General features: G+C 65.8%; 16 protein-coding genes. 9 read left to right on the forward strand and 7 right to left on the reverse strand.

Features of this window, described 5'->3' with window-relative positions; all coding sequences use genetic code 11:
- Positions 1 to 3: 3 nt before the first annotated feature.
- From CHB74_RS13960 to tyrS, 3 genes are all read right to left on the reverse strand, one after another.
- Positions 4 to 324 (reverse strand): hypothetical protein, encoded by a 321-nt coding sequence (locus CHB74_RS13960; protein WP_089220246.1) that lies wholly within the window; start codon positions 322 to 324, stop codon positions 4 to 6.
- A gap of 131 nt (positions 325 to 455) precedes the next feature.
- Positions 456 to 1,442, reverse strand: coding sequence for a PEPxxWA-CTERM sorting domain-containing protein (locus CHB74_RS13965; RefSeq protein ID WP_089220247.1), 987 nt, complete (start codon positions 1,440 to 1,442; stop codon positions 456 to 458).
- Positions 1,443 to 1,619: 177 nt separating this feature from the next.
- Entirely contained in the window at positions 1,620 to 2,849 is a 1,230-nt protein-coding gene (gene tyrS / locus CHB74_RS13970) for a tyrosine--tRNA ligase (protein ID WP_089220248.1), read from the reverse strand.
- 93 nt (positions 2,850 to 2,942) lie between these two features.
- Between tyrS and CHB74_RS13975 the strand changes: the two genes are divergently transcribed.
- The 3 genes from CHB74_RS13975 to CHB74_RS13985 are packed head-to-tail and all read left to right on the forward strand — an operon-like array spanning position 2,943 to position 5,258.
- A complete protein-coding gene (locus CHB74_RS13975) occupies positions 2,943 to 3,341 on the forward strand; it encodes a hypothetical protein (RefSeq protein WP_245842928.1) in 399 nt (132 codons plus the stop codon).
- Positions 3,338 to 4,438 carry an anhydro-N-acetylmuramic acid kinase gene (locus tag CHB74_RS13980; protein WP_089220249.1) on the forward strand — a complete coding sequence of 367 codons (1,101 nt, stop codon included), beginning with the start codon at positions 3,338 to 3,340 and terminating at the stop codon, positions 4,436 to 4,438. The genes CHB74_RS13975 and CHB74_RS13980 overlap by 4 nt, the downstream gene beginning before the upstream one ends.
- Before the next feature lie 25 nt (positions 4,439 to 4,463).
- Positions 4,464 to 5,258 (forward strand): alpha/beta fold hydrolase, encoded by a 795-nt coding sequence (locus tag CHB74_RS13985; protein WP_089220250.1) that lies wholly within the window; start codon positions 4,464 to 4,466, stop codon positions 5,256 to 5,258.
- A 10-nt stretch (positions 5,259 to 5,268) separates the two neighbouring features.
- Here CHB74_RS13985 and CHB74_RS13990 read toward each other — a convergent pair whose 3' ends face one another.
- Both CHB74_RS13990 and CHB74_RS13995 read right to left on the reverse strand, forming a co-directional pair.
- Entirely contained in the window at positions 5,269 to 5,649 is a 381-nt protein-coding gene (locus CHB74_RS13990; protein ID WP_089220286.1) for a hypothetical protein, read from the reverse strand.
- 23 nt (positions 5,650 to 5,672) lie between these two features.
- Positions 5,673 to 6,851 (reverse strand): vWA domain-containing protein, encoded by a 1,179-nt coding sequence (locus tag CHB74_RS13995; RefSeq protein WP_089220251.1) that lies wholly within the window; start codon positions 6,849 to 6,851, stop codon positions 5,673 to 5,675.
- A gap of 142 nt (positions 6,852 to 6,993) precedes the next feature.
- On the opposite strand from CHB74_RS13995, the gene CHB74_RS14000 reads away from it, so the two are divergent.
- A complete protein-coding gene (locus tag CHB74_RS14000; RefSeq protein ID WP_245842929.1) occupies positions 6,994 to 8,379 on the forward strand; it encodes a methyl-accepting chemotaxis protein in 1,386 nt (461 codons plus the stop codon).
- 69 nt (positions 8,380 to 8,448) lie between these two features.
- Here the strand turns inward: CHB74_RS14000 and CHB74_RS14005 are convergent, their stop codons facing one another.
- Together CHB74_RS14005 and CHB74_RS14010 are read right to left on the reverse strand one after the other, a co-directional pair.
- The gene (locus CHB74_RS14005) at positions 8,449 to 9,090 is read right to left on the reverse strand and encodes a TetR/AcrR family transcriptional regulator (protein WP_089220253.1); all 642 of its coding nucleotides are present in this window, start codon (positions 9,088 to 9,090) and stop codon (positions 8,449 to 8,451) included.
- Positions 9,091 to 9,147: 57 nt separating this feature from the next.
- Positions 9,148 to 10,311, reverse strand: a complete 1,164-nt coding sequence (locus CHB74_RS14010; protein ID WP_089220254.1) for an LLM class flavin-dependent oxidoreductase — start codon at positions 10,309 to 10,311, stop codon at positions 9,148 to 9,150.
- 148 nt (positions 10,312 to 10,459) lie between these two features.
- Between CHB74_RS14010 and CHB74_RS14015 the strand changes: the two genes are divergently transcribed.
- From CHB74_RS14015 to CHB74_RS14035, 5 genes are all read left to right on the forward strand, one after another.
- Complete coding sequence (locus CHB74_RS14015; RefSeq protein ID WP_089220255.1) at positions 10,460 to 11,494, forward strand: zinc-dependent alcohol dehydrogenase; 1,035 nt, start codon at positions 10,460 to 10,462, stop codon at positions 11,492 to 11,494.
- Positions 11,491 to 11,937: a cupin domain-containing protein gene (locus tag CHB74_RS14020; RefSeq protein WP_245842930.1), complete on the forward strand. Its 447-nt coding sequence runs from the start codon at positions 11,491 to 11,493 to the stop codon at positions 11,935 to 11,937. Before CHB74_RS14015 ends, CHB74_RS14020 begins: the two co-directional genes overlap by 4 nt.
- Positions 11,934 to 13,193 carry an MFS transporter gene (locus CHB74_RS14025; protein WP_245842931.1) on the forward strand — a complete coding sequence of 420 codons (1,260 nt, stop codon included), beginning with the start codon at positions 11,934 to 11,936 and terminating at the stop codon, positions 13,191 to 13,193. The genes CHB74_RS14020 and CHB74_RS14025 overlap by 4 nt, the downstream gene beginning before the upstream one ends.
- Positions 13,194 to 13,359: 166 nt before the next feature.
- Positions 13,360 to 14,016 (forward strand): choice-of-anchor C family PEP-CTERM protein, encoded by a 657-nt coding sequence (locus tag CHB74_RS22470; protein ID WP_179220843.1) that lies wholly within the window; start codon positions 13,360 to 13,362, stop codon positions 14,014 to 14,016.
- A gap of 131 nt (positions 14,017 to 14,147) precedes the next feature.
- The gene (locus CHB74_RS14035; RefSeq protein WP_144033798.1) at positions 14,148 to 14,426 is read left to right on the forward strand and encodes a hypothetical protein; all 279 of its coding nucleotides are present in this window, start codon (positions 14,148 to 14,150) and stop codon (positions 14,424 to 14,426) included.
- Positions 14,427 to 14,434: the final 8 nt, after the last annotated feature.

Raw genomic sequence — 14,434 nt, forward strand, 5'->3', positions numbered from 1 at the left:
GGCCTATTCGGCCAGATCGAAGATCAGGCGATATTCCTCGGCCTCGATCGGCGGGCGGAATTCGGCGCCGATGCGGTTGCCGAGCGCCCAGGCGACGCGCGCGCGGCGTTCGCCATGGCCGGGGATGGTGATGTCGATCATCGATTCCTGCGCGACGATGGCGGCGGTGCGCGCCATGAAGCCGAAGCGCGACACATTGATGATCTCGGCCGGGATCTCGGAGGAGCCGGGCAGCCGGATCGTGGTGCGCAGGAAAATGTCCTCACGCGTGGCGCGGCGCTTTTCGACCTCGAAAAGATGACGCGCGAGACCCTGTGAAGCCATGATTCTTACCCCGAAATGCCCGCTGACGGTGCGCCACGGGGATTAAGCGCGGCCCAAGAGAAATGGTTAATGCGATGAAACGAGCCATGGTCCCGCGACTTTTCCGTCCGCGGGACCATGGCGGTTAACGATCAGGCCGTGGCGAGCGTGCCGTGGCGACGGCGCAGGGTGCCGCCGACGAGGCCGAATCCGGCGATCATCATCGCCCAGGTCGCCGGTTCCGGCACAGCGGCGGGCGGCGCGGTGAAGCCGCTGATGACGAACAGGCCGTTACCCGAACCGAAGGTTGAAAACAGGAAATCGCCGGTCAGCGGATCGATCACCGCCCCTTCGGCGCCGTTCAGCCCGGTAATGAAATCGCGGCGCGTGCCGGCGATCGGGTTGCCATTGGCGTCGAGCGTGTAGGTGCCGACCTTGCCCGCGCTATATTCGGACACGAGCAGGCTATCGACGCCGAAGCCGGCATTGCCGCCGTCGACATAGACGAGGCCCTCGGGTCCACCCGACAACTGGCCCGACAGCGTGACCGCGCCGACCGTGTAGAGGCCCGAGCCGTCCGCCGTGAGCGTCGCGGTGTAGAATTGCCCGGTCGAATAGCTGGCGATCTTAAGATTGCCCGCGCCGTCGAAGCCCTGCGGCACGAATTGCAGCGTGCCCACCGTGCCGCCGACGCCGCCGGCACCGCCAAGGCTGATAATCTTGTCCGGCGCGGTGCTGCCCGGCTTGTATTGCAGCAGCGTGTTGGTGGGATAGCCGGTGGCGAACAGCACGCCGCCGGGGCCGAAGGTGAGCCCGCCGTCGATCTGCGGGGCCGCCGCATAAAAGGCCGATGGCGCGCCGAAGCCGGTGATGTGGCCATCCGCGCCGCGCACCACGTCGATGCTGGCGATATAGCCCTGCGCCGTATTGGCGTTGCCGCCGATCAGCAGCGTGTTGTTGTCGAGGAAGGTGACGCCGCCGAGCTGGCCGGTGACGCCGGTGGGCGTGCCCAGGCTGCTGCAGCTGTAGCTGCCGGCGAAATCGCCCCCAAAGGAAACGCTGCCGCAGGTGGCGGCAAAGGCGGGGACGGCGGAAAAGCCAAAATAGGCACAAGCAAGAAAAGCGAGAGACAAGCGCATCGGAACACACCCCGAGTTAAGAAAAAGCGGCCTGTCCGACGAGGCATTCATGTGCCTCCGCGCCCTCCGGTCAGGTCGACCGGGGGCGTAGCATTGTCGATGCTGGGAAAATAGCGCCGCTCGTGCCGTTTCCGTTCCGAAACGGCACGATTGCGACGAAGATGTATTCTGGCGCGATCAGGCGGCGGTGAGGACGCCGTGATGCTTCTTGCCGGCGGAGATTTTCACCGGCGTGTCGCCAACGGCGATCACCTGTGCCTCATCGGCCACCTTCTCGCCGTCCACGCGGGCGCCGCCGCCCTTGATCAGGCGACGCGCCTCGCCCTTCGACGCGGCGAGGCCGAGCGCGACCAGCGCATCGACGATGACGATGCTGCCGCCCGCCACCGCATGCGTGGGCAGGGCATCGCCGGCGGCGCCTTCCTCGAACGTGCGGCGCGCGGTTTCGGCGGCCTGCGCGGCCGCATCCGCACCCCGGCAAAGCGCGGTCGCGGCATTGGCGAGGACGATCTTCGCCTCGTTGATCTCGGCGCCCTGCAGCGCGGCCAGCCGGTCGATCTCGTCCATCGGCAGATCGGTGAACAGGCGCAGCCGCGATGCGACGTCGCGATCGTCGGTGTTGCGCCAGAACTGCCAGTAATCGAAGTGCGAAAGCTGATCCTCGTTCAGCCACACGGCGCCACCCACCGTCTTGCCCATCTTGGTGCCATCGGCATTGGTGAGCAGCGGGGTGGTGAGGCCGAAGACCTGTGTGCCATCGACACGGCGGGCAAGCTCCACCCCGTTCACGATGTTGCCCCACTGGTCCGACCCGCCCATTTGCAGGCGGCAGCCGGCGCGGCGCGACAGCTCCAGGAAATCATAGGCCTGGAGGATCATGTAGTTGAATTCGAGGAAGGAGAGCGACTGTTCGCGATCGAGCCGCAGCTTCACCGAATCGAAGCTGAGCATCCGGTTGACCGAGAAATGCTGGCCGATGTCGCGCAGGAAGGGGATATATTCCAGCTTGTCGAGCCATTCGGCATTGTCGAGCATGATCGCGTCGGTGGGCCCGTCGCCGAACGTCAGGAAGCGTTCGAATACCCGCTTGATCGACGCGACATTGGCTTTGATCGTTTCTTCGCCCAGCAGGCTGCGGGCTTCGTCCTTGAAGCTCGGATCGCCGATCTTGCCGGTGCCGCCGCCCATCAGCACGATCGGCTTGTGGCCGGCGCGCTGCAACTGGCGAAGCATCATGATCGACACGAGATGGCCGACATGCAGCGAAGGCGCGGTCGGATCGAAGCCGATATAGCCCGGTACGACGGCCCGTTCGGCCAGCGCGTCAAGCGCGCTCGCATCGGTCAGCTGGTGGATATAGCCTCGGCTGTCGAGCAGACGCAGGAGATCAGACTTATATTCGGTCATGGCGCCATCTGGGATTGTTCGGTGGCGGCGCTTAGCATGGGCGCGCCTTCCCGTGTAGGGGCAGATGGCAGAGGATTTTTCGGGGAGACGGGCGTGCCGCTGGGCGAATGGATGGCGAAGGCGCGAAGCTGGACGTGGCAGGATGTGTTCAATGCCGCGCTTGCCGTCGCACTGGCGCCGGTCGCGATCCCGGTCGCGCTGATCGTGCGGCTGACCGAACGGCCGATGGATCGTTCGCCCGAGGAGGTGGCGCATTATCTGCGCCTCGCCCTCAACCATGCGGCGGGGATCGAGGAGCGGCCGCCAGAGGCCTGGGATTGGGCGGATTTTACCGGCATCCGCATCGCCGACCGGGAACTGGAGGAGATTCGCGCCCGTGCGGCCCGGCTGCGCTTGCCGCTGGGCGAGGAAGCTGCAATGGAACTCCGCTTCCTGCTCGCGCGTGCCGAGCGCGCCGCCCGCCGAGGCCACCCCGAAAGGTTCGATTCATGAGCAAATCCGTTCTTGCCGTCGGGCTGATGTCCGGCACCTCGCTGGACGGAATCGATGCCGCGCTGATCGAAACCGATGGCGAAGGGCAGGTGCGGCCGATCGCGTTTCGCGGCGAACGCTATTCCGAAGCGGCGCGCACCACGCTGAAGGCCGCGACCGAACTGGCGCTGGCCTTCGAAAGCCCGCGCGCCAATCCCGAAATCCAGGCGGCCGAGGAACTGGTGACGCGCAGCCACATCTTGGCGGTGCGCAAGCTGCTGATGGACGCGCATATCTCGCCGACGGACGTGGCCGTGATCGGCTTTCACGGCCAGACGATCGCGCATCGGCCCGATCGCGGCTGGACCTGGCAGATCGGCGACGGCGCGGTGATGGCGGACGCGCTGGGCATTCCGGTGATCAACGATCTGCGTTCCGCCGACGTGGCGGCGGGCGGGCAGGGCGCGCCGCTGCTGCCGGTCTATCACCGCGCTTTGGTGGCGGACGAGGCCAAGCCGATCGCGATCCTGAATCTTGGTGGCGTCGGCAATCTTACCTGGATCGGCCGCGAGGGCGAGTTGATCGCCTTCGATACCGGGCCGGCCAACGGCCTGATCGACGATTGGATGCTGGCGACGACCGGGCAGGCGTTCGACCGCGACGGCGCGCTCGCCGCGACCGGGCGGGTGGAGGAGGCGATCCTCAAGACGATGCTGGACAATCGCTGGTTCGGTCAGCCGCCGCCCAAGTCGCTCGATCGATCGGATTTCACGATGGCGCCGGTGCGCGGCCTTTCGCCCGCCGATGGCGCCACCACACTGACCGCATTCACCGCGATCACCGTTTCCTATGGCCTGAAGCTGTTGCCCGAGGCGCCCCGGCGGCTGATCGTTGCCGGCGGCGGGCGGCATAATGCGACGTTGATGGCGATGCTGGCCGAAGCCTGCGGCATCACGCCCGAACCGATCGAGGCGCTTGGCTGGAATGGCGACGCGACCGAGGCGGAGGGCTTCGCCTACATGGCCGTCCGCGCGCTCGATGGCCGGCCGATCAGCTTCCCCGGCACCACCGGGGCACCGGCGGCGATGACCGGGGGCGTGCTGCACAAGGCGGCCTGAACCGCAGATGCCGGGGGAGTGCGCGATGGCCGTTTCGGAAACACGCACCATAACAACGCCGGATGTTCGCTTTTCGGTTCGGGTGCGGGGCGATGGGCCCGCCGTGCTGTTCGTCCACGGCTTTGGCGGCGATGCCGCGAGCTGGGAGGCGCTGTGGCAGGCGCTGCCCGCCGGCCGCACCTATATCGCCCCCGATCTGCGCGGCTTCGGTCAGTCCGTCGCGACCGGCGATGATGCCTTCAGCCACACGAACGATCTGGCCGCACTGCTCGACGGGCTGGGCATCGAACGGTGCGATCTTGTCGGCCTGTCGATGGGGGGCGCCATCGCGCTCAACTTCGCGATCCGCTTTCCGCGTCGCGTGCACCGGCTGGCGCTTGTCAGCCCCGCGATGACGGCGTGGGAATGGTCGGACGAGTGGCGATCGCTCTGGCACGTGATCACGCGCGCCGCGCGGGCGGGCGACATGGCGGAGGCGAAGCGGCTGTGGGGGCAGCATCCGCTGTTTGTCAGCACGCGCGAAAGCGCGGCGGCGGCGATGCTGGCGGATGAAATCCTTCGCTTTTCAGGCGTGCAATGGGTGGAGGACCGTCAGGAAGCGGCGCTGCCGGACGTGGAGCGCCTGCACGAGATCGACCGGCCGATCCTGCTGCTCAGCGGCGGGCGCGACATGGCCGATTTCCGCCTGATCGCCGATATTATCGCTGCCAGCGCAGCGCATGTGACGCGGCGGGACCGGGCCGATCTCGGCCATCTCCTCCACATGGAAGATCCGCATTGGTGCGCCGGGCAGCTGGCGGCGTTCTGGGCCGCCGGCTGAGGCGCTTTCCTTATTTCGGCTTTGCGGCGGTCGCCGGCTTGGCCGGGGGCATCCTGCACTGGGGAAGTTTCAGCTGCGCTAGATCCTTGCACGGGCGCACCTGCACCGATCCGTCCGGGCCGATGAATACGGCCTTGTCGCCGCCGGGATTGCAGCGCGCCGTCCACATCACGAGATTCTTGTAGGTCTGCTGCTTCGCGCTCCATTCCACGCGCTTGCAATATTGGCCGGAATCGAGAACCGCGCGGCGCAGCGCGGCGTTGCGCTGTAGGTCGGTCAACGCGGCCAGCCGATCGCTATAGGGGTTGGCTTGCGGCTTGGGCTGGGCGAGCACGGGGCTGGCCATGGTCGCGGCGATCAGCGCGGCCAGAAGCAGGCGGGGGGCGGGCATCGATTTCTCCATCGGGAAAGGGCTCAGACCTTGCGGCTCAGCGTGCGCATCGCATCGTCCAGCCCGTCCAGGGTGAGCGGATACATGCGTTCATTCATCAGTTCGCGGATCAGCCGGGTCGACTGCGAATAGCCCCAATGCTCCTCCGGCGTCGGGTTCAGCCAGGCCGCCGCCGGATAGGTGTTGGTGATGCGCTGCATCCACACATAGCCGGGTTCGTCATTATGATGTTCCACCGATCCGCCGGGATGGGTGATCTCATAAGGGCTCATCGCCGCATCGCCGACAAAGACGAGCTTATAGTCGTGCCCATATTTGTGCAGGATATCCCAGGTGGGCGTGCGTTCGGCGAAGCGACGGCGATTATCCTGCCACACGCCTTCGTAGAGGCAGTTGTGGAAATAGAAGAATTCGAGATTCTTGAACTCCGCCGTGGCGGCTGAAAACAGCTCCTCGCACAGCTTGATATATGGGTCCATCGACCCGCCGACATCGAGGAACAGCAGCAGCTTCACCGCATTGTGCCGTTCGGGCCGCATCTGCACGTCCAGCCAGCCCTTCCGCGCGGTGCCGTTGATCGTGGCGTCGATATCCAGTTCGTCGGCCGCCCCTTCGCGGGCGAAGCGGCGCAGCCGGCGCAGCGCGACCTTGATGTTGCGCGTGCCCAGTTCCCTGGTGGAATCGAGATTACGGAATTCGCGCTTGTCCCACACCTTCACCGCGCGCTTGTGCCGGCTTTCGCCGCCGATCCGTACGCCTTCGGGATTGTAGCCGCTATTGCCGAAGGGCGATGTGCCGCCGGTGCCGATCCACTTGTTGCCGCCCTGGTGTCGGCCCTGCTGTTCTTCGAGACGCTTCTTCAGCGTCGCCATGATTTCCTCCCACGATCCGAGCGATTTGATCTCCTCCATCTGCTCGGGCGTCAGGTACAGCTCGGCCACCTTGCGCAGCCATTCCTCGGGCAGTTCGGCCTCGGCCGTGCCATAGCTGCCCTCGATTCCCTTGAAGACCTTGGCGAACACCTGGTCGAACCGATCGAGCAGCCCTTCGTCCTTCACGAAGATCGCGCGGGAGAGATAATAGAACTCCTCTGGCCGCCGTTCGATCACGTCGCGGTCCAGCGCTTCCAGCAACACCAGATGCTCCTTGATGGAGGCGGGGATGCCGGCGCTGCGCAGCTCATCGAGGAAGGAAAGGAACATGGGGCCTAGCCTTGCCGTGGCGGCGGGCGATGGACAAGCGAAACCCGCATCGGCCTTCACCATGGATTTACCATCGCCGCGCATAGATTGTTGCATTGCGTCAATGATCGTTCATTGTGGCGATGGGGGGAGTAAGCCACTGGTGATATTGGGAACGGACGAGCATTTGGCGCGGCTGGGCGAGCAGTGCGGCGATTTCGCGTTGCAATGCAGCGACGTCGCCGGTTTCGTTTCCCAGGTGAACCAGCGGATCGAGGACGATCATGGCCGGCTGGAAACGCTGCGCGACAGCGTGGCGCGGCTCTCGATGCTGCAGGGCGAGGCGCACGACGCCGCGACCGAGATCCGCGAGGTGGCCGAACGCGCGACCGGCCTGATCAGCGACAGCCATGGTGCGGTGATCGACGCGCTGGGCGAAATCGGCGGGCTGATCGACGATGTCGTCCGCATCGGTGACGAACTGGCGGGCTTCACCCAGGCGATCGAGCATGTCGCGGCGGTATCCGGCAAGCTCGACGCGATCGCGCGGCAGACCGGCATTCTGGCGATCAACGCGACGATCGAAGCGGCGCGGGCAGGGGAGTCGGCCAGTGGCTTCGCCGCCGTCGCGGGCGAGGTGAAACGGCTCGCCGGCAGCGCGCGGGAAGCGACGGCCAGCGTGCGCGGCAGCATCGAACGGCTGGATCGCAGCGCCTGGCGGGTGATCGGCGACATGCAGGCGAGTGCGGAACGCGGCCGCGCGGCGCGCAGCCGGGCGGGCGAGATCAGCGGTACGCTGGAGAGGATCGCGGCGCTCGTCACCCAGTTCGACCAGCAATCGGCGGCGATTGCCCGCGCGGGCGAGGATGTGACGCGCCACGTGGCGACGCTGGACGACGGCCTTGGCGCCTTCCTGATGCGTGGCACCGAAAACGCGGCCGAGCTTGCGCGCACCCGCCAGCGGCTGGACGACCTGGAATCAGCTTCGAACCGGATGCTCGATCAGGTGGCGCATAGTGGCATCGCGACGCCGGACCGGCGCTTCATCGATCTGGCGCTGGACGAAGCGGCGCATGCCGGCCGGCTGATCGCGGACGCGCTGGCTGCCGGGCGGCTGGCGGAAGCGGACCTGTTCGACACCGGCTATCGCGCCGTGCCGGACAGCGATCCACCGCAATTCCTCACCGGCTTCGTGCCCTTCGCCGATCGCGAGCTGCGGCCGCTGCTGGACGCCGCCACGGCCCGCGATCCCGCGATCGTCGGCTGCTGCCTGATCGATCGCAACGGCCACCTGCCCACCCATATCAGCGCGCGCTCCGAACCACAGCGGCCGGGCGATCGCATCTGGAATGCGGAACATGCCCGCAACCGCCAGATCTTCATGGACCGCCAGACCCGTGACGCGCTCGACCGCGAGGGCGACTGGTTTCTCTATACCTATCGCCAGGATCTTGGCGAAGGCCGCTACCGCCCCTTGCGCAGCGTGTTCGTGCCGCTGGTCTTCGCAGGCCGGCGCTGGGGCTGTTATGAACTGGGCTATCTGATCTAGCGGACCTTGCCGGTCAGGGCGATTGGTCGCATGTCCGAAATGTACGATATAGCAGAGCTTTAGCGCGTTTTATTCGATGCAATCGGTCCGAACGCCACGCGCACGCGCGACGCCGTTCAGCACGATCTCGCTGATCGCGTCCACCACATCCTCGTCCGAGGCGGCGGTGCTGACGAGCATGCGGAACATCACCGCGCCCACGGCGATGTCGAACAGGGCGTCGGCGTCGATCGTGTCGCGCACCATGCCCAGCGCCTTGCCCCTGGCGATCACGGTGCGCAGGTCGGCCCGGGCCTGATCTTCCAGCGGGATGTGGAGTTCCTCGCGCAGCGCGGGTTCGCGCTGATAGGCCACGATCATGCCGATCGCCGCCGCGCCGATATCGGGCTGGCCATAACGATCGTGGAGCTGGCGGACGAGCGCGCGGACCTGCCCCTCTATGCCTTCGCTGGCGATCACGTCGGGCAGATGACCGCCGCCGCCATTGGCGATCTCGCTGGTGAGATGCGCCTTGGACGGCCAGCGCCGATAGATGGAGACGCGCGATATGCCCGTCGCCTGGGCGATCGCCTCGAAGCTCAGCGCATCGAAGCCGCGCGTGGCGAGGATGTGGCGCGCGGCATCCAGGATCGCCGCGTCGGCGCGCGCGTCGCGCGGGCGGCCGCGCGCGCGCGGTTCGCCGCCATCGTCGGAAGGGGAGGCCGTCGCCATGGCGCCAGCCCTAGCCCCGTCCGGCGGGTGGAGGCAAATCCGGTGGCAGGCGCCGGGTCAGGCCGCCTTCTCCCCGGCGGCGCTGTCCGCCGCATGCTTGGCGAAGGCCTTCTGGTTCGCGGTCATGATCGTTTCGATGAAACCGTCGCGCTGTTCGCGGCACCAGTCGAAGCTCCTGGTCCGCGCGACATTGTCGCCATTCACCTCGGGCAGAACATAGCGCGCGAACATTTCGAGCGAGCGCTTGAGATCGGCCGGCGCCGCCCAGTTCTTTTCCAGCAGCAGCAGGCAGCCGAAATCGGGCACCTTCTGTTCGAGCCGGCGGATCTGGGCGACGGCATCGTCGGGGGTGCCGACCACGATTTCCTGCCGTTCGATCAGGTCTTCGAGCGTGTGGTGCGCGGGGGAATCGGGCAGCTGTTCGGACTGGTTCTTGATGTAGCGCAGATAGCGTTCATAGCCGGCGCGCACCTGATCCATCGCCTTGTCGCGGGTTTCGGCGATGTGCATTTCGGTCGCGCAGCGGATGCGCGCGGGCGACATCGTGCGGCCCAGCTTGGCCGAGCTTTCCTGCGCGATCTTCCAGTTGGTCGAAAGCGCGTCGAAGCCCTGATACATGGTCGATGCAAGGCACAGCATGCCCGCATCATATTTCGCCGCCAGCGTGCCGCCATTGGGCGAGAAGGTGGAAGCGACGCACAGTTCGAGATCGCGATTATAGGGTAGGAGCTGGCAGTGCGCCTCGCGCAGATCGTACCAGCTCGATTTCTGCGTCACCCATTCGCCGGCGAGCAGGCGGGTGATCAGATCCAGCCCCTCGTCCAGCTTGCCGCGCGATTCCACCGCATCGAGGCCGAGCATGTGGGCGTCGGACACCAGCAGGCCGGGGCCGGCGCCGAAGATCAGGCGGCCATAGGTCAGATGGTCGAGCTGGGCGATGCGGTTCGCCGTCATCAGCGGGTTGTGATAGGGCAGCGAAACCACGCCGGTGCCGAGCTTGATCCGCTTGGTCCGCTGCGCGGCCGCCGCGATCATCAGTTCGGGCGACGCCGACAGCTCGTAACCGCCGCTGTGATGTTCGCCGTACCAGATTTCCTCGAAGCCGAGATTCTCGATGTCGACCGCGAGCTGCAGGTCGCGCTCCAGCGCCAAGGTCGGGCTTTCGTCCAGCGGGTGGAAGGGCGCCAGGAACACGCCGGCCCTCAGCTTCACCTTACGCATCGTCTCTCCTCCGGTTTTTCTTGATTCGGTTTCACGATATTATTTACGTTACATACTGTAAATATAATTTGCCGAAGCTTGAAAATCGTGGAATCCTTCGCCCCGATACCGATCCTGCGGCACAGCGGGACGAGCGAGGAGAGAGCCCTTGAAGGCAGCCAATTATGTCGATCCCGGCAAGATCGAGATGCGCGTCGATGCGACGCGCCCCGTGCCCGCGCCAGGCGAGGTTCTGGTCGCGGTCGAGGCTTGCGGCATCTGCGGATCGGACCTCCACATGTATCGCAACAACACGTCGCGCGATCACCTCGCCCGCAAGACGCCCGAAGGCTATGAGGTGCCCGGCCACGAATTTGCCGGCCGCATCGCCGAACTGGGCGAAGGGGTGACAGGCTGGGCCGTGGGCGAACGCGTGGTCGGCGTCACCGGCTTCGGCGGCGGCATGGCCGATTATGTGACGGTGCCGGTCAATCCCTTTCAGCTGGTGCGGATGCCGGACGGGGTGAGCTTCGTCGAGGCGGCGACGACCGAGCCGATGGCCGATGGCCTGCAGATGGTGCGCAAGGCAGAGATCCGGCCGGGCGAGAATGTCGTCGTCTTCGGCGTCGGCATCATCGGCCTCGGCGTCATTCAGGCGATCCGCGCGCAGGCGATCGACGCGGGCCGCATCGTCGCGATCGACGTGCAGCAGGCGCGGCTGGAAAAGGCGTTGGAAATCGGCGCGACCGATGTGGTCAATGCCCGCGATGGCGATGTGTTCGCGGCGGTGGCGGCGATCTGCGGGCGCGAGGAAAGCTATCGCGGCGTTTCGGCAAACGTGCCGGTGATCTTCGATTGCGCGGGCTATATCGCCCACATGTCCGGGCCACCGCCGCTCGAAACCGCGCTCCGGCTCGTCTCGCTCACTGGCGGGCGGATCATCTGCTTCGGCGCGTTCGAAGGGCCGATGACGATCGACATGATGCCGATCATCCACAAGGAGCCGGTGATCATGGGATCGAACGGCTACGCGCCCGAGGAGCTGGTTCAGGCGCTGGAACTGATGCGGGACGGCAAGGTCGATCGCAACACTTTGATCTCCCACAGCTATCCGCTCGATGCGATTTCCGATGCGTTCGAAATGCAATGCCAGCCCCAGGCGGTGAAGGTGATGCTCGACATTCGCGAACAGGTGGCGGCGTGAAGCGCATCGTCACCACCGAAGGCGCGGACGGGCGTTCGCGCATTCTGGTCGAAGCCGATGTGCCGCCCTTTGGGCTCGTCTGGGAATCGGATCCCGCCAACTGGCTGGGCAGCGAGCCGGACGGCAGCCGGGATACGCTGGAATTCCGGCCCGGCGGCCTTTCCGCCCGCCATATCGAAATTCCCCCCGATGCCGTGATGGCCGAATATTTGAAGCAGGGCATTCCCGGCCTTGATGCCAACGGTTTCCACCGTACCCCGACGCTCGATTATCTCATCCTGCTCGAAGGGCGGTTGGTGCTCGAACTCGATGAAGGCCGGGCCGAACTGAAGGCCGGCGATGTCGTCGTCCAGCGCGGCACCAACCATGCCTGGCGCAACCCGGAAGCCACGCCGGCGCGTTGCCTAGCCATCATGCATTGCCGGCCGGAGACCGCGGCGTGAGCGCCGATGGCGCGCGGTTCCTCGGGCCGCGCATGGTCGCCCTTGCGTTCATCGCGCAGAGCGTGGCGATCGGCCCGACTTATGGCGCGTTCGGGCCGCTCGTCGGCGAATTCGAACGCGCCTTCGGCATGTCGCGGGCGATGGTTTCGCTGCCTCTGTCGCTGGTCGTGCTCGCCACTGGCCTGCTCGCCCCGGTGATCGGCAAGTTCGTCGATCGCGTCACCATCCGCCGCACCATGATGCTGGGCGCGGTGTTGTTGACGCTCGGCTATGGTGCGCTCGCCATGGCCACCTCCGGCACGCAGGTGCTGGCGATTTACGGACTGATGATCGGGCCGGGCGTGGCCTTTCTCGGCATGCTGCCCAGCGCCACGCTGGTCACCAACTGGTATGCCGAACGGCAGGGGCGGATGATCGGCATCGTCCAGATGCCGCTGATGGTGATGCTGGTGCCGTTGGCGGTGGCCTGGGTGCTGCCAGCCCTCGGTTTCCACCGCGTGCTCCTCCTTCTGGCGGCGGTGCACGCGCTGGTTCTGCCGGTCCTGCTGTTCGTCATCGACCGGCCCGAAAAAGTGGGGCAGCAGGCCTTTGGCGAAGATGCGCGGCGCACGCCTGACGCGGCGGCGGATGCCACGGTGATGCCGATGCTCCAGCTGCTCGCCATGCCGGCTTTCCTGCTGATCGTGCTGGGTTCGGCGCTGGCCGTCGGCGCGGGCGTCACCAAATCGGTCCACCTCGTCCCGCTCGTCACCGAACGCGGCTGGAGCCTCGAACAGGCGGCGCTGCTCGCGTCGATTTCGGGTGGCACCGGCATTGCCGGATCGCTGCTGTTCGGCTGGCTGGCCGATCGCTGGGGCGGCGGCGGCGCGCTGATCGCCAATTGCGTGATCCAAGGCATCGTCTGGATGATCCTGATCCTGCCCGTGGGCTTCGGCGTGCTGGTGTTCGATGCGGTCGTCATCGGCATGTGCGGCGGCGGCTTCATCGCAGCCAAGGCGGTGCTGGTGAACCACCTGTTCGGCCGTCGGTCGTTCGCTCAGGTGATGGGACTGTCGGGAATATTGACGGTGCCATTTCTCTTCGGAATGTCGCCGCTTGCCGGCTGGTTGCGGGACTGGACGGGCAATTACGGCCTGGCGGTGGCCACGCATATCGCGGGTTTCGCGGTGGCGACGCTCTGTTTTGCTGCGGCTGCGTTACTCGTCCGGCGCAATCATCGCCGTCCGATGGCCGGCGCCGTTGCAGAGGGCGCCTGATTCCGTCGGAATATTTTACGAACCGCTAACCATCGATATAGGGCGCTTGTCGTGTTGCGACGCAAAACGGGGGTTTTTCGACCAAATTTCAATCTGGCACGCGAATTGCTTATTGATTGGCTGTCCGGCGTCGTGGGGACGCAAAGTTTTAAAAGGGATGGCTGTTATGGTGCGTAAACTTCTTCTCGGTGTCGCCGCTGCGGTGCTGATGGCCGGCTCGGCCAATGCGTCGCTGATCGTCAACGGCAGCTTCGAAACCGGCACCACCAACCCGGCTTCGGGCGGCTTCTCGACGCTCGCTTCGGGCGACAGCACGATCACCGGCTGGACGGTCAGCAGCGGTTCGGTTGACTGGATCAACGGCTATTGGGATGCCTTCGATGGCACGCACAGCGTCGATCTGGCCGGCAGCGTGCCCGGCGCGATCGAACAGACCTTCGCCACCGTCGCGGGCCAGACCTATACGGTCGACTATTATCTGTCGGGCAACCCCGATGGCGGCGATATCGCCAAGCAGGGCCTGGTTGCCGCGATCAACGGCGCGACGATCTTCGCCAGCGACACGATCCTGGGCATCAAGGCGCCCGCGCATGACGACATGCAGTATCTGAAGAACACCTTCCAGTTCACGGCGACCGGCAGCAGCACCACGCTGCAATTCTCGTCGAACCCGACGGAAGGCGCCTATGGTGCGGTGCTCGACATGGTGACGGTGAATGCCGTTCCGGAACCGACGACCTGGGCGATGATGCTGGTCGGCTTCGGCGTGGTCGGCGCCTCGATGCGCCGCCGCGTTGCCTATCGTCCGGCGCAGGTCGCCTGACACCACGGTTCATTACCGTTCAAAGCAGGATGCCGTCGATCGCAAGATCGGCGGCATTTTGCGTTATGGGTCGGGAACGATCGGTGGGCAGGTTCGTTCAGGAGGTTTCAGAGTTAACCGGAGGGCTATCCATGCGCCGTTTCGCTTTGAGCATTCTCGCCGCCACCTCTCTTGCCGTCATGGCCGGTCAGGCCATGGCCGCCACCGCTGCCGTGCAGCCGGGCACCAGCCCTGCCGCCAAATTGTCGCCGTCCGCGCGGATGGGCGCCACGATGACGAACAGCAGCCATGCCTCGGGCAATGGCCTCGGTATCGCCATGCTGGTCCTGGTCGCCGCCGGCGCGATCTGGGGCGCTTATGAAATGATCGACGGCGATGGCGACGGGGACGACGAACCGGTCAGCAACTGACCCGATAG

The organism is Edaphosphingomonas laterariae (assembly GCF_900188165.1).
GTDB classification, from domain to species: domain Bacteria; phylum Pseudomonadota; class Alphaproteobacteria; order Sphingomonadales; family Sphingomonadaceae; genus Sphingomonas_E; species Sphingomonas_E laterariae.